This window comes from Nocardioides sp. (assembly GCF_051876515.1).
GTDB lineage: Bacteria > Actinomycetota > Actinomycetes > Propionibacteriales > Nocardioidaceae > Nocardioides.
This window is the reverse complement of sequence record NZ_JBJEHY010000061.1, coordinates 1-14,388: the sequence shown is the minus strand read 5'-3', so window position 1 is coordinate 14,388 and position 14,388 is coordinate 1. Positions and strand designations below refer to the sequence as shown.

13 protein-coding genes are annotated in these 14,388 nt (G+C 71.1%); 8 read left to right on the top strand and 5 right to left on the bottom strand.

Annotation, left to right across the window (positions count from 1 at the left end; translation table 11 throughout):
* The 3 genes from ACI379_RS03915 to ACI379_RS03905 all read right to left on the bottom strand — a co-directional run.
* A partial coding sequence (locus ACI379_RS03915) for a hypothetical protein (protein WP_439790756.1) occupies positions 1 to 485 on the bottom strand: 485 nt, incomplete at its 3' end.
* A 160-nt stretch (positions 486 to 645) separates the two neighbouring features.
* Entirely contained in the window at positions 646 to 2,754 is a 2,109-nt protein-coding gene (locus ACI379_RS03910) for a 3-hydroxyacyl-CoA dehydrogenase NAD-binding domain-containing protein (RefSeq protein WP_439790755.1), read from the bottom strand.
* A 1-nt stretch (position 2,755) separates the two neighbouring features.
* A complete protein-coding gene (locus tag ACI379_RS03905) occupies positions 2,756 to 3,964 on the bottom strand; it encodes a thiolase family protein (protein WP_439790754.1) in 1,209 nt (402 codons plus the stop codon).
* A 140-nt stretch (positions 3,965 to 4,104) separates the two neighbouring features.
* Here ACI379_RS03905 and ACI379_RS03900 point away from each other — a divergent pair, with 140 nt between their 5' ends.
* From ACI379_RS03900 to ACI379_RS03890, 3 genes are all read left to right on the top strand, one after another.
* Positions 4,105 to 5,058: a PAC2 family protein gene (locus ACI379_RS03900; RefSeq protein WP_439790753.1), complete on the top strand. Its 954-nt coding sequence runs from the start codon at positions 4,105 to 4,107 to the stop codon at positions 5,056 to 5,058.
* 1 nt (position 5,059) lies between these two features.
* Positions 5,060 to 5,914, top strand: a complete 855-nt coding sequence (locus ACI379_RS03895) for an acyl-CoA thioesterase (protein WP_439790752.1) — start codon at positions 5,060 to 5,062, stop codon at positions 5,912 to 5,914.
* Positions 5,915 to 6,028: 114 nt separating this feature from the next.
* Positions 6,029 to 7,342 (top strand): M23 family metallopeptidase, encoded by a 1,314-nt coding sequence (locus ACI379_RS03890; RefSeq protein WP_439790751.1) that lies wholly within the window; start codon positions 6,029 to 6,031, stop codon positions 7,340 to 7,342.
* 58 nt (positions 7,343 to 7,400) lie between these two features.
* Here the strand turns inward: ACI379_RS03890 and ACI379_RS03885 are convergent, their stop codons facing one another.
* Positions 7,401 to 8,276 carry a MaoC family dehydratase gene (locus ACI379_RS03885; protein WP_439790749.1) on the bottom strand — a complete coding sequence of 292 codons (876 nt, stop codon included), beginning with the start codon at positions 8,274 to 8,276 and terminating at the stop codon, positions 7,401 to 7,403.
* A 1-nt stretch (position 8,277) separates the two neighbouring features.
* Entirely contained in the window at positions 8,278 to 9,609 is a 1,332-nt protein-coding gene (locus ACI379_RS03880; RefSeq protein WP_439790748.1) for a 3-oxoacyl-ACP reductase, read from the bottom strand.
* Between the two features lie 211 nt (positions 9,610 to 9,820).
* Between ACI379_RS03880 and ACI379_RS03875 the strand changes: the two genes are divergently transcribed.
* From ACI379_RS03875 to ACI379_RS03855, 5 genes are all read left to right on the top strand, one after another.
* Positions 9,821 to 11,101 (top strand): acetyl-CoA C-acetyltransferase, encoded by a 1,281-nt coding sequence (locus ACI379_RS03875; protein ID WP_439790747.1) that lies wholly within the window; start codon positions 9,821 to 9,823, stop codon positions 11,099 to 11,101.
* Positions 11,102 to 11,331: 230 nt separating this feature from the next.
* Complete coding sequence (pyrR, locus tag ACI379_RS03870; RefSeq protein ID WP_439790746.1) at positions 11,332 to 11,934, top strand: bifunctional pyr operon transcriptional regulator/uracil phosphoribosyltransferase PyrR; 603 nt, start codon at positions 11,332 to 11,334, stop codon at positions 11,932 to 11,934.
* Positions 11,931 to 12,863, top strand: a complete 933-nt coding sequence (locus tag ACI379_RS03865; RefSeq protein WP_439790745.1) for an aspartate carbamoyltransferase catalytic subunit — start codon at positions 11,931 to 11,933, stop codon at positions 12,861 to 12,863. The genes pyrR and ACI379_RS03865 overlap by 4 nt, the downstream gene beginning before the upstream one ends.
* Positions 12,860 to 14,149, top strand: coding sequence for a dihydroorotase (locus ACI379_RS03860; protein ID WP_439790744.1), 1,290 nt, complete (start codon positions 12,860 to 12,862; stop codon positions 14,147 to 14,149). The genes ACI379_RS03865 and ACI379_RS03860 overlap by 4 nt, the downstream gene beginning before the upstream one ends.
* Positions 14,150 to 14,202: 53 nt before the next feature.
* Positions 14,203 to 14,388 (top strand): HNH endonuclease (locus ACI379_RS03855; protein ID WP_439790743.1); only part of this gene is annotated, 186 nt, incomplete at its 3' end.

The window sequence follows — 14,388 nt, the reverse complement described above, 5'->3', positions numbered from 1 at the left end:
CGCAGGGCGGCCTTGCGCAGGGCGGCCTGCTCGGAGCGGATCCTGACGACGTAGTTCGCCGGGACGTCGGTCTCCTCCATCTCCAGCAGGGAGTCGGTGAGGTCCTCCACGGCCTGCTGGTACTCCCGCGAGCTGCCGTTGCTGATGTCGGCCCGCAGAGCCGCCACGACGGCGATGAGCCGCTCGCACAGGCGGGGCATGTCGGGCTTGCCCCACACCTTGTGGATCGCCTCGCTGTCCCGCAGGATCGCGTACAGCGAGGTGGCGAGGTCGGTGGGAGCGCGCTCGGCGTCGCGGTAGTCAGAGAGGGTGCCGGCCACCACGAGACCCATGACGAAGACGCCACCGCTGATGATGCTCGACATGAGCACCGACGGGTCCATCCCCGGTACGCCGATCTCCCACAGGGCCCAGCGGGCCAGCACCAGGATGGCCACGATCACCACCGTCTCGGCCGCCAACCGGTAGCTCCTGAAGACGTTCATGCCCCACTCCCCACACTCCGACGAAACACTGCTGGCCGGAAAATGCCGAGGAAACGGGGTGCCGGGGCAGGGCCGAAGGTCCCAGGCAGGAGTGGGGCTTGGCCACAACGCGCAAGGGCGCCCGACCACCAGGTCGGGCGCCCTCAGGCTGTGCGGTCGATCAGTGGAACCGCTTGCCGTTCGCCTTCTCGCTGTAGCCCTTCACGTCGAGCATGAAGGTCAGGCCGCCGTTCCAGAACGAGAACCCGGCGCCGGTGATCATGGCCAGGTCGATGTCCTGGGGAGCCAGGGCGACACCCTCGTCGAGCATCAGCTGCGCCTCCTCGGCCAGACCGGTGAGGGCGCGGTCGCGCACCTCGTCGGCCGTGAGGACCTCGGGGTTCTCCGGCTTCTCCGCCAGCGCCAGCACCTCGGGGTCGATGGTGAGGTCGGGCAGGTAGTAGCCCGCCTTCTTGGCCTCCACGACGCGCTCGAGGGCGGGGGAGACGTAGAAGCGGTCACCGAAGGCACCCACGAGGGTCTCGTTGTTGTGGAGCGCGATGGCCGGGCCGACCAGACCGAGCAGCATGAACGGCGGCATCGGGGCGATGCCTGCGAACGCGGAGTCGACGACCTCGACCGGCGTACCGGCGTCGACGACGCGACCCACCTCGCTCATGAAGCGGCCCAGGAGTCGGTTCACGATGAACGAGGGGCTGTCCTTGACCAGGATGGTGGTCTTCTTCAGCTTCTTGCCGGCCGCGAACGCGGTGGCCAGGGTGGCGTCGTCGGTCTTCTCGCCCTTGACGATCTCCAGCAGCGGCATGATCGCGACGGGGTTGAAGAAGTGGAAGCCCACGACCCGCTCGGGGTGCTCGAGGTCGGCCGCCATCTCGGTGATCGACAGCGAGGAGGTGTTGGTCGCCAGCACCGTCTCGGGGGAGACGACCTTCTCCGCTGCTGCGAAGACGTTCTTCTTGACGCCCATCTCCTCGAAGACCGCCTCGATCACGAAGTCGGCGTCGGCGAAGGGGTGCGTCTCCTTGTCGCCCTCGGCCACGGCGCCCGTGACCAGAGCCTTGTGGCGGTTGGCGAGGTCGGAGGTGATCCGGCCCTTGGCGAGCAGCTTGTCGATCTCGGCGTGGACGTACGCGACACCCTTGTCGGCGCGGGCCTGGTCGAGGTCGGTCAGCACGACCGGCACCTCGAGGCGGCGTACGAAGAGCAGCGCGAACTGGCTGGCCATGAGTCCGGCGCCGATGATGCCGACCTTGGTGACCGGACGCGCCAGGGAGCGGTCCGGGGCACCGGCGGGACGCTTGGCGCGCTTCTGCACCAGGTCGAACGAGTACAGGCTCGCCAGCAGCTCGGGCGTCAGGGACATCGCCTGGAGGGCGTCGTCCTCGGCCGCGAAACCGGTGTTGCGGTCCGTGTCGCGGGCGGCCGCGATGAGCTCGATCGCCTTGAGGGCGGCCGGCGAGGCGCCGCCGGTCTTGGCCTGCACGATGCCCTGGGCGCGCTGCAGAGCGGCGTCCCAGCCGGCACCGCGGTCGACCTCGGGGCGCTCCACGGTGGTCTCGCCGGTGAGGACCGAGGCCGCCCAGAGCAGCGACTGCTCGAGGTAGTCGGCGCCGTTGAACACGGCGTCGGCCAGACCGAGCTCGTACGCCGCCTTGCCGCCCACGGTCTTGCCGTTGTTGAGCGGGTTCTCGATCATCAGCGTCACGGCCTTGTCGGCGCCGACGAGGTTGGGCACCAGCCACGCGCCGCCCCATCCGGGGATCAGGCCGAGCATGACCTCGGGCAGCCCCAGGGCGGGAGCCGAGTCCATGACCGTGCGGTAGTCGCAGTGCAGCGCGACCTCGAGGCCGCCGCCGAGCGCGAGGCCGTTGATGAAGCCGAAGGTCGGCTTGCGCGTGCCGTTGGCGCCCTCGCCGAGCTTGCGGAACACGGCGTGACCGAGCTCGGCGACGGTGCGGACGGCGTCGGGGCCGCCGCCCTGGATCGCGGTCAGGTCGGCACCGGCGGCGAGGATGAACTGCTTGCCGGTGACGCCGATCGAGGTGATCTCGTCGTCCGCCAGGGCGGCGTCGATGGCGGCGTTGAGCTCGAGCAGCGAACCCGGGCCGAAGGTGTTGGGCTTGGTGTGGTCCTCGCCGTTGTCGAGCGTGATGAGGCCCATCACGCCCGCGCCGCCGGGCAGGGTGACCTTGCGCAGCAGCGCCTTGGTCACGCGCTCGCCGTCGGACAGCAGCGCCTGGGCGCGCTCGAGGACGTTGGTGTCAGTCATCTCAGTTGTCTCCCTCGGACGAGCCGTTCCAGTTCGGGTTCTCCCAGATCACCGTGGCGCCCTGGCCGATGCCGACGCACATGGTGGTGATGCCGTAGCGCACCTCGGGCCGCTCGGAGAACTGGCGCGCGAGCTGGTTCATCAGCCGCACGCCGGAGGAGGCCAGGGGGTGGCCCATGGCGATGGCGCCGCCGTACGGGTTGACCCGCGGGTCGTCGTCGGCGATGCCGAAGTGCTCGAGGAAGGCGATGACCTGGACGGCGAACGCCTCGTTGACCTCGAAGGCGTCGATGTCGTCGATCGTGAGACCGGCCTGCTTGAGGGCCTTCTCGGTGGAGGGGATGGGGCCGGCGCCCATGAACTCCGGCTCCACACCCACGAAGGAGTACGACACGAGGCGCATCTTGACCGGCAGGCCGAGGGCCTTGGCGGTCTCCTCGTCGGCGAGCAGGGCGGCGGTGGCGCCGTCGTTGATGCCCGAGGCGTTGCCGGCGCTCACGTTGCCGTGGGAGCGGAACGGCGTCTTCAGGCCGGCCAGCGACTCCATGGTGGTGCCGGGGCGGGGGCCCTCGTCGGTGGTGGCCAGACCCCAGCCCGCCTCGGCGGACTTGGTGGCGACCGGGACCAGGTCGGGCTGGATCTTGCCGGCGGCGTAGGCCGCGGCGGTCTTCTCCTGGCTCGCGACCGCGTACGCGTCGGCGCGCTCCTTGGTGATGCTCGGGTAGCGGTCGTGCAGGTTCTCCGCGGTCTTGCCCATCACGAGCGCGTCCGGGTTCACGATCTTCTCGGAGATGATCCGCGGGTTGGGGTCGACGCCCTCACCCATGGGGTGGCGGCCCATGTGCTCGACACCGCCGGCGATCGCGACGTCGTACGAGCCGAAGGCGATGCCGCCGGCCACGGCGGTGACGGCGGTCATCGCGCCCGCGCACATGCGGTCGATCGAGTAGCCCGGCACCGTGGTGGGCAGGCCGGCCAGCAGGGCCGCGGTACGGCCGAGGGTCAGACCCTGGTCGCCGATCTGGGTCGTGGCGGCGATGGCCACCTCGTCGACCTTCTCGGGCGGCAGGTTGGGGTTGCGGCGCATGAGCTCGCGGATGCACTTGATGACGAGGTCGTCGGCGCGGGTTTCGGCGAACTGGCCCTTGGCCTTGCCGAACGGGGTGCGCACGCCGTCTACGAAGACGACCTCTCGCTGCTGACGGGGCACGGTATCTCCTGAGTGATACGGGGCTGGGACGGTGCTGACGGAGCGATGTTACTCCGCAGTAACCAGATATTACAGGCACCCTCGACCGACTTCGGGGTGTGTGTCCGCTCACGGCTGGACCGGTCACTAGGCTGGGGCTCATGGTTGAACGTCTGGTGCACATCGTCGATGACGCCGAAGAGCTGCTCGGAGAAGGTGCCCTGACCATGGTCGTGGTCCTCAGCGGGTTCCTCGACGCGGGCAAGTCCGCCGAGCTGGCGGCCAAGCACCTCGAGGAGATCGGCGACGGCAAGGTCGTGGCGACCTTCGACATCGACGCCCTCTACGACTACCGCGCGCGCCGCCCACCGATGTCGTTCATGCACGACCACTACGGCGCGTACGAGTCGCCGCGGCTGGTGGTCCGTGCCCTGCGCGACACGGGCGGCACGCCGTACCTGCTCATGCACGGCCCCGAGCCCGACATCCGGTGGGAGGGGTTCGCGCGCGCCGTGCGCGAGGTCGTCGAGCGGTTCGGGGTCGACCGCGTCGTGGGTCTGGGCGCGGTGCCGATGGCCGTCCCGCACACGCGGCCGGTGGCGATCACCCCGCACGGCAACCGTCACGAGCTGGTCCACGGCCGCAGCCCGTGGCAGGGCGAGCTGCGCGTGCCGGCCAGCGCCCAGGCCGTCCTCGAGGTCCGTCTGGGGGAGTGGGGGCACGACGCCCTCGGCTTCGTGGCGCACATCCCGCACTACCTCGCGCAGATGGAGTACCCGCAGGCCGCCGTCGACCTGCTGGAGAACCTCGAGATCGGGGGCCGGCTCACGATCGACCTCACCGAGCTGCGCGACGCCGCGCGGATCACCGCGACCGAGATCGACGAGTACCTGGAGACCCACGAGGACGTGGCCGACGTCGTCCGCGGCCTCGAGCAGCAGTACGACACCTTCCGTTCGGCCGAGGAGGCGGGCGCCTCCCTGCTGGCCGAGGGGGAGCCGCTGCCCACCGGTGAGGAGATCGGCCTGCAGTTCGAGCAGTTCCTCGCCGGGCTGGGGCCGGACGGCCCCGATGACCAGGCGGCCGGCTTCGGCGAGCCGGGCGAGGGGAACTGAGGTGCCGGCCTCCGCAGCGGAGCTCCTCGAGCTGCTCGAGCTCGAGCGCCTCGACCTCGACCTCTACCGCGGGCGTCAGGCGGTCACCGAACGCCAGCGCGTGTTCGGTGGTCAGGTGGCCGCCCAGGCGCTGCTGGCGGGGGCCAAGACGGTCGACCCGCGCTACGTGCTCCACTCGATGCACTCGGTCTTCCTGCACCCCGGCGACACCGCGGTGCCGATCATCTACGACGTGGAGCGCCTGCGGGACAGCCGTTCCTTCGCCACCCGCAGGGTGTCGGCGCGTCAGCACGGGCGGATCATCTTCACCCTCGCGACCAACCACCAGGTGCCCGAGGACGGGCTGGAGCACCAGGACCGGATGCCGTCGGTCGTGCCCCCGCAGGACGCCGTCGACATCAAGGACATCCTCGCCACGGCGCAGGGTCCCGACGGCGACTGGGACCGCGACTGGGCGGCCCTCGACGTGCGCTACGTCGGCACCTCACGGCACGGGCTCCCCGAGGACCTCGACCGTCCGTCGCGGGCCCAGATGTGGATCCGGATCGCCGGTGACCTGCCGCAGGACACGGTCGTGCAGCAGGCCGCGTTCGCGTACGCGAGCGACCTGACCCTGCTGGGCTCGTCGTTGGTGCTGCACGGTCGTACGCCCTCGTCGCCGGACCTGCAGGCCGCCTCGCTGGACCACTCGATCTGGTTCCACAAGCCGTTCCGCGCTGACCGGTGGTGGCTCTACGACCAGGTCTCGCCGCGAGCCACGGGTGGCCGGGGCTTCACGACGGCGCGCGTCTTCGACGAGAGCGGGGACCTCGTGGCCTCGGTGGTCCAGGAGGGCCTGATCCGCGTCAAGAAGTGACGTCGCCTAGCATTACAGCGGTGTAGTTCAGCGGAACATGTGACATTCGGCGTGTCGCGTGTTTACGGTTGGGCACTTCTGTGACTCGTGTGACGTACGTTCCCGGGTCGTCCCATGACCCGGAGGACCCACGTGCGCACCACCCACCGCCCCTGGCTCGCCCCTGTCGCAGCCCTGCTCGTCGTGGGCTCGCTCCTGGTCACGGGACCGGCCGTGGCCTCCGACAAGGAGCGAAGCGACAGCTCCGACCCGATGCGGGTCAGCGAGCGGCACAACTCCACGGCCGTGGCCCGTGCCACGGCCCGCAAGACCGTGCTCCCGGGGCTCCAGGTCCCGTTCCCGTGCGGCCAGAGCTGGGTGGGCTCGACCCGCTCCTCGCACAGCCCGAGCTACTACTCGGTGGACTTCAACCGTCCCAACGACGAGGGCAGTCCCGTGGTCGCCTCGGCGTCCGGTCGCGTGACGACGGCCCAGGCCACGCCCAAGGGCGGGTACGGCCGGTGGATCGTCCTCGACCACGGCGGCTCCGTGTCCACGCTGTACGCCCACCTCAAGAAGGTGCTGGTCGTGCCGGGGCAGTACGTCGAGCAGGGCTCCGTCATCGGGGTGCTGGGCAGCTCGGGCAACTCGACCGGACCGCACCTGCACTACGAGCAGAAGCTCGGTCGTACCGTCGTGGCGCCGGCGTTCGGTGGCGTCGCCTTCCGCTGGGGCTCCATCGCCTCGGCGAACTGCCTCGACGTCCCGCTGGCCGGTGACCTCGACGGTGACGGGGTGGACCAGGTGGGCGTCTACCGGCGCAACGCGACGGGGTCGTTTGCGTTCCTGACGGCGGCCGGCGAGCAGGCCGTCACGTTCGGCTCCTCCGTCGAGGAGCCCTTCCTCGCCGACGTCGACGGCGACGGCGTGGACGACCTCGGGGTCCGCAACCCGCGGACCAGGGTCTTCCGGACGCGTACGGCTGCCGCGACGGCGCGGACCACGTTCGGCCTGCGACTCGACCGTCCGATCAGCGGCGACTGGGACGGCTCGGGCGTCGACCGCCTCGGGGTGCACCGCCCGGGTACGGGCACCTTCCGGTTGCGTCAGGCCGACGGCACCGTCCGAGCGGTCAAGCTGGGGACGGCGGCCGACCTGCCCGTCACGGGTGACTTCGACGGCGACGGGATCGACGACGTCGGCGTGTACGACACGACGACCGGCGCGTTCACGCTGCGCACGGTCGACGCGGCCGGCACGGTCTCGACCAGGACCGTGGCCGCCGGCGCCCCCGGGGACCTGCCGGTGGTGGGCGACTGGAACGGCGACGGGATCGACGACGTCGGCACCTGGACCCCCAGCACCGCCACCTTCACCCAGCTCGTACCCCGCGCCCCCGGCGCCGCGCGCACCCGACTGGTCACGACCGTCTTCGGCCGCGCCCGCTGAGAACCACCGCTGGTTGAGCCTGTCGAGACTTCAGCCCGTTGGCTGAGCCTGGCCGGCCTCAGGCCGGCGTGACGGTCCCCGTCAGGTGCTCCGCGCCGTCCTTGCGCGACAACCTGAAATGCTGCTCGTCGCCGGCGGTCTCGTGGTGCCACAGCACGGTGCTCGGCAGCAGGATCGGCTTGCGGAAGGCGACGTCGACGGTGAACGCGTCCGGGAGACGGTTCTCGACGGCGGCCAGGCAGCGCGCCTTGCTCCACATGCCGTGGGCGATCTGGCGGGGGAACCCGAGCGCCTTCGCGGTCACCGGGTAGAGGTGGATCGGGTTGTGGTCGCCCGACACGGCGGCGTACTCGCGTCCCAGGTCGGCCGGGAGCTTCCAGGGAAGCCCGGTGGCGGGTGCCGGGGTCGGGCGCTCCTCGCGGGGCACGTCGTTGCGCGGTGGGCCGCTCGGCCCGCGCCGCAGGTACGTGGAGGTCGACTCCCAGACCACGTCGTCGCCGCTCGAGACCTGCGTGACGAAGTCCAGGAGCGTGCCCTTGGGGTGGGTGCGGGGCTGGCCGAGGTCGACCTGCACGGCCAGCGACTCCTCGACGCCGATCGGTCGGTGGGTCGTGATGGCGTTGGACAGGTGGACCAGCCCGATCGCCGGCCACGGGAACTCCGGGGAGGACATCACGGCCGCGTGCAGGCCGAAGCCGAGCAGGTGCGGGTACGTCACGGGCAGCGTGTCCTTGGTGGGGAACCCGCACACCCGGGCGTACGCCTCGACGTGGGCGTGGTCCGCCCGGCGGGCCGGGAGGGCGAAGGACAGCGGCGTGAAGCCGCGCTCCTTGCGGACCCCGGGGAGCCGGTTGACCAGCGGCACGGACGGCAGCGCGAGCCGTACGAGTCCACCGACGCCGCCCGGCGTGGAGGACAGCACCGTCGTGGCCACCTCAGGCTCCCAGCATCATCTGGCCGCAGACGCGGACCACGTTGCCGTTCACCGCGCTGGAGGCGGGGTCGGCGTACCAGGCGATGGTCTCGGCCACGTCGACCGGCAGGCCGCCCTGCGACATCGCGTTGAGGCGCTGGCCGACCTCGCGGGTGGCGAACGGGACGGCCGCGGTCATCTGCGTGACGATGAAGCCGGGTGCCACCGCGTTGACCGTGATCGCGTCGGTGAGCTCGCCCTTGAGCGAGTCGACGAGGCCGATCACGCCGGCCTTGGACGCGGCGTAGTTGGTCTGGCCCACGTTGCCGGCGATGCCTGCGATGGAGGCGACCCCGATGATGCGGCCGTTGGCGTTGACGGTGCCGCTGGAGAGCAGCTCTCGCGTGATCCGCTCGGGGGCGCTCAGGTTGACCGCGATCACGGAGTCCCAGCGCGCCGCGTCCATGTTGGCGAGCTTCTTGTCGCGGGTGATGCCTGCGTTGTGGACGACGACGTCGACGCCCCCGTGCTCGGTACGCAGGTGGTGGGCGATGCGCTGCGGCGCGTCGGGAGCGGTGATGTCGAGGACGAGGTGGTCGCCGTCGAGCTCACGTGCCAGCGCCTGCAGCTCGCTGGCGGCCTGCGGCACGTCGAGCCCGACCACTCTCGCGCCGTCGCGGTGCAGCACCCGCGCGATCTGCTCGCCGATGCCGCGGCTGGCGCCCGTGACGAGGGCGACCTTGCCCTCGAGCGGCCGACGCCAGTCGGTCTCGACGTCGACGCCGAGGCCGGTTGTCCCGATCCGCACGACCTGGCCCGAGACGTACGCCGACTTGGGGGAGACCAGGAACGCGAGCGTGGAGCTGATCCGGGACTCGGCGCCCTCGGAGACGTACACGAGCTGCGAGGTGCCGCCGCGGCCCACCTCCTTGCCCAGGGACCGGGTGAAGCCCTCCAGGGCCCGCTGGGCGATCCGGGCGTTGCCGGAGAGCTCCTCCGGCGGGGTGCCGAGCACGACCAGGTGGGGGCAGCTGTCCAGGCGGCGCATGAGCGGGGTGAAGAACTCCTGGAGCGCGACCAGCTGCGCCGGGTCCGTGAGCCCGCTCGCGTCGAACACCAGGGCCTTGGCCCGGTCCTGCTCGCCCAGGTCGGTGGTGTGCGCGACCCCGAACCCGTCGAGCGAGTCCTCGACGGCGACGGTCAGCCGGCCCGTGCCGCCCGTGACGACCGTGCCGTCGACCAGCGGGGCGCCGTCGCGCCAGCGGTCCAGCCGGACCGGGTTGGGCAGCCCCAGGTTCTTCACCAGAAGCTTGCCGACGGGGCTGGAGACGAAGGACTGGTAGCGGTCGGTCATGAGGGGCCTCTTCCTCGTCGGTCCCCGGCTGCCGCGGTGGCAGCCGATGGGCGTCCGACATGTTGTAACTCAGTGTGAAACTATGAGTCTACGACTCGTGACGCGCGCCTCAACCCGTTCCCACGAGCATGGCTACCGGTCAGTATGGTGGCCAGAGAAGCCGCCGCAGGCACTCACGCGCGGCGCCCGGACACCAACTGCAGGAGAACACATGCAGGCCCAGACCCGTCGCGTCGCCGTCCTCGGCGGCAACCGGATCCCGTTCGCCCGTTCCAACTCGGTCTACGCGGGAGTCTCCAACTCGGAGATGCTCACCGCCGCCATCGACGGACTGGTCGAGCGCTTCGGCCTGGCCGGTGAGGCGGTGGGGGAGGTGGCCGCCGGTGCGGTGCTCAAGCACTCCCGCGACTTCAACCTCACCCGTGAGTGCGTCCTGGGATCCAAGCTCGACCCCACGACGCCCGCCACGGACATCCAGCAGGCCTGCGCCACCGGGCTCCAGGCAGCGATCCACGTGGCCAACAAGATCGCGCTGGGCAGCATCGACTCCGGCATCGCCGGGGGCAGCGACACCACCTCGGACGCCCCCGTGGCGATCAGCGACAAGCTGCGCAAGAAGTTGATGAAGGTCAACGCCGCCCGCGACACGAAGGGCAAGCTCGTCGCGCTCGGCCAGATCAGGCCCGGTGACATCGGCCTCGAGCTGCCGCGCAACTCCGAACCCCGCACGAAGATGTCGATGGGGGACCACGCCGCCCTGACCGCACTGGAGTGGAAGATCACCCGTGAGGCCCAGGACGAGCTCGCCGTCCGCTCGCACCACAACCTCGCCCGGTCGTACGACGAGGGGTTCCAGGATGACCTGGTCACCCCGTTCCGCGGTGTCGAGCGGGACAACAACCTGCGCGCCGACTCCAGCACCGAGAAGCTCGCCACCCTCACGCCGGTCTTCGGCAAGGGTGAGGCGGCGACGATGACCGCCGCCAACAGCACCCCGCTCTCCGACGGGGCCTCGGCGGTGCTGCTGGCCAGCGAGGAGTGGGCCGCCGCCCACGACCTGCCCGTCCTGGCCTGGTTCGTCGACTCCGAGACCGCCGCGATCGACCACGTCACCGGTCACGAGGGCCTGCTGATGGCGCCGGCGTACGCGGTGCCGCGCATGCTCGAGCGCAACGGCCTCACGTTCGCCGACTTCGACTTCTTCGAGATCCACGAGGCGTTCGCCTCCCAGGTGCTCTCGACGCTGGCCGCCTGGGAGGACCCGGTCTTCTGCAAGGAGCGCCTCGGCTTCGACGCCCCGCTCGGCCCGATCGACCGGGACAAGCTCAACGTCAACGGCTCCTCCCTGGCCGCCGCGCACCCATTCGCCGCGACCGGCGGACGGATCCTCGCCAACGCCGCCAAGCTGCTCGACCAGAAGGGCTCGGGGCGCGCCCTGATCTCGATCTGCGCCGCCGGCGGGCAGGGAGTGGTGGCGATCCTGGAGAAGTGAGGGCGCCGGGCGGCGTACGTCCCTTCCGTCCCACGCGTCGCAGGAGTCCCCGCCCAGGCGGGGACTTCGTCACGTTGTAGCCGTTGCAACCCCCACAACACGTCAGACTTCGTCACAACGACGCACGACGGCTGGCTGGGGCAGCGCCTGCACGGTGAAGTAGTCTTCGCTGCGACAGACATCCTTTAACGAGCCGTCCTGTGAGGCGGAGAAGGAGGTCCGGCGCCGGTATGCCCGATGCCACCACCGAACCGACCCCCGACCAGGGGTCCGGGGCACCCGACCCCACCCAGTCGACCGACCCGCAGGGTGCACGTACGGTCCTCGACGCCCGCGACGTCTCCCGGGCGCTGACCCGCATCTCCCACGAGCTGCTCGAGCGCAACCGCGGCGCCTCCGACCTCGTCCTGCTGGGGCTGCACACCCGTGGTGTGCCCCTGGCCCGCCGGATCGCCGAGCGCATCGCTGCGGTCGAGGGCGTGGAGGTCGCCGTCGGCGAGCTCGACGTCACCATGTACCGCGACGACCTGCGCAAGCAGCCGACCCGACGCTCGCACCGCACCGAGATCCCGGCCGGGGGCATCGACGACAAGGTCGTCGTCCTGGTCGACGACGTGCTCTTCTCCGGTCGTACGATCCGCGCCGCTCTGGACGCGCTGGCCGACCTCGGCCGGCCGGCAGCCGTACGCCTCGCGGTCCTGGTCGACCGCGGTCACCGGGAGCTGCCCATCCGCGCCGACCACGTCGGCAAGAACCTGCCCAGCGCCCGCAGCGAGCGCGTCAGCGTCCGCGTCGCCGAGCTCGACGGCACCGACGAGGTGACGATCTCGTGAAGAACCTCCTCTCCGTCGACGACCTCGACGTCGGCACCGTCCAGCAGATCTTCGCCACGGCCGCCGACATGCACGACGTGCAGCGGCGCGAGGTCAAGAAGCTGCCGGCCCTGCGCGGCCGCACCGTGGTCAACCTCTTCTTCGAGGACTCCACGCGCACCCGGTCGAGCTTCGAGATCGCCGGCAAGTGGCTGTCGGCCGACGTCATCAACATCTCCGCCAAGGGCTCCTCGACCTCCAAGGGTGAGAGCCTGCGGGACACCGTCATGACCGTCTGCGCGATGGGCGTGGACGGTCTCGTGATCCGGCACTCCGCCAGCGGTGCAGCGCACCAGGTGAGCCAGTGGGTGGACGCCGCCGTGGTCAACGCTGGCGACGGGATGCACGAGCACCCGACCCAGGCGCTGCTGGACGCGTACACGCTGCAGCAGCGGCTCGGGTCGCTCGAGGGCCGTCACGTCGCGATCGTCGGGGACCTCACCCACAGCCGTGTCTTCCGCAGCAACGTTAAGCTGCTCGGCATGCTGGGCGCCGAGGTCACCGTGGTCGCACCGCCGACGCTGATGCCGAGCGGCATCGGCCCGTGGGCCGAGTCTGCCGGTTTCCACACCTCGTACGACGTCGACGAGGTCCTGCCCACCGCCGACGCCGTGATGATGCTGCGGGTCCAGCGCGAGCGGATGTCGGGCGGCTACTTCCCGACCTCGCGCGAGTACACGGTCGGGTACGGCCTCACCCGGGACCGGCTCGCCGTCCTCGGCCCCGACGTCCCGATCTGCCACCCCGGTCCCATGAACCGCGGCCTGGAGATCGCCGCGGACGCGGCCGACGCCGCCCAGTCGGTCATCCTCGACCAGGTCTCCTCCGGCCTGGCCGTGCGCATGGCCGTGCTCTACCACCTGCTTGCCGGAGAGGAGACCAGCGCGTGAGCCTGCTGATCAAGGGAGCGTCGCTGTTCGGCCAGGAACGGGCAGACCTGCTCGTCGTCGACGGCACCATCGTCGAGGTCGGTACGGCTGCGGCCAGCGCCGCTCCGGGCGACGTCGAGGTGCTGGACGCCGACGGGCTCGTCGCGCTGCCGGGCCTGGTGGACCTCCACACCCACCTGCGCGAGCCCGGGCGTGAGGACGCCGAGACCGTGCTCACGGGTTCGCGGGCCGCCGCGGTCGGTGGTTACACCGCCGTCCTGGCGATGGCCAACACCAACCCCGTCACCGACACGGCTGAGGCCGCGCTCCGGGTGTGGGACCTGGGCCGCGAGGCCGGACTGGTCGACGTGCAGCCCGTGGGTGCGGTGACCAAGGGGCTGGCCGGCGAGGAGCTCGCCGAGCTCGGCCTGATGGCCCGGTCGCGGGCCAAGGTCCGCGTCTTCTCCGACGACGGCAGGTGCGTCCACGACGCGCGCGTCATGCGGCGCGCACTGGAGTACGTCAAGGCGTTCGGCGGAGTCGTCTCCCAGCACTCGCAGGAGCCGTCGCTGGCCGGTCCGACCGCCTGCTGCCACGAGGGCGAGGTCTCCGGACAGCTGGGTCTGCCCGGGTGGCCGGGCGTGGCCGAGGAGGTCATCGTCGCCCGAGACGTGATGCTGGCGCGCCACACCTGCTCGCGGGTGCACGTCGCCCACGTCTCGACGGCAGGCTCGCTCGAGGTCATCCGCTGGGCCAAGGCGCAGGGCATCGACGTGACCTGCGAGGTGACGCCCCACCACCTGCTGCTGACCACCGACCTGCTCACCGGCTACGACCCGGTGTACAAGGTCAACCCGCCGCTGCGCCCCGACGAGGACGTCCGCGCCCTGCGTGAGGGTCTCGCCGACGGGACCATCGACGCGGTCGCCACGGACCACGCCCCGCACGCCCGGCACGACAAGGAGCACGCGTTCGTCGACGCGGCGTTCGGGATGCTCGGCCTGGAGACGGCCCTGTCGGTCGTACGCACGGTCATGGACGACGAGTTCGACTGGAACGACGTCGCCCGGGTCATGTCGCGCACGCCCGCCGCCATCGCCGGCCTGGAGGGTCAGGGCGGCCAGCTGGCCCCCGGCGACGCGGCCCACGTGACGCTCGTCGACGCGACCGCCCAGGTCACCGTCGACCGGGCCGAGTCGGTGTCACTCTCGCGCAACAACCCGTACCACGAGCGCACGCTGACCTCGAGGGTCGTGCACACGGTGTACGGCGGCACGGTCACCGTCCGCGACGGCGCGCTCGCCTGACGCGTCCGCGGACGGCGGGAGGAACGGTGGCGGCGGGCTCACGTCGGGCGCGGGTGGACCGGCGACGGCGGAGGCGTGTCGCGGCGGCTGACAACGACCTGACCGACCAGCAGTGGCAGGCGCTGCGCGAGCTGTGGGCCGGGTGCGCCTACTGCGGGGGCGGTGACGGCGTGCTCCAGCGGGACTGCGTGCAGCCCATCTCCCGCGGCGGCTGCTACACCCTCGACAACGTGGTGCCC

Excerpts from the sequence above, each read along its gene's own strand:
- pyrR (WP_439790746.1), top strand. The coding sequence starts at position 11,332 with ATGCCCGATGCCACCACCGAACCGACCCCCGACCAGGGGTCCGGGGCA.
- ACI379_RS03880 (WP_439790748.1), bottom strand. The coding sequence starts at position 9,609 with ATGACCGACCGCTACCAGTCCTTCGTCTCCAGCCCCGTCGGCAAGCTT.
- ACI379_RS03890 (WP_439790751.1), top strand. The coding sequence starts at position 6,029 with ATGACCCGGAGGACCCACGTGCGCACCACCCACCGCCCCTGGCTCGCC.
- ACI379_RS03910 (WP_439790755.1), bottom strand. The coding sequence starts at position 2,754 with ATGACTGACACCAACGTCCTCGAGCGCGCCCAGGCGCTGCTGTCCGAC.
- ACI379_RS03900 (WP_439790753.1), top strand. The coding sequence starts at position 4,105 with ATGGTTGAACGTCTGGTGCACATCGTCGATGACGCCGAAGAGCTGCTC.
- ACI379_RS03875 (WP_439790747.1), top strand. The coding sequence starts at position 9,821 with ATGCAGGCCCAGACCCGTCGCGTCGCCGTCCTCGGCGGCAACCGGATC.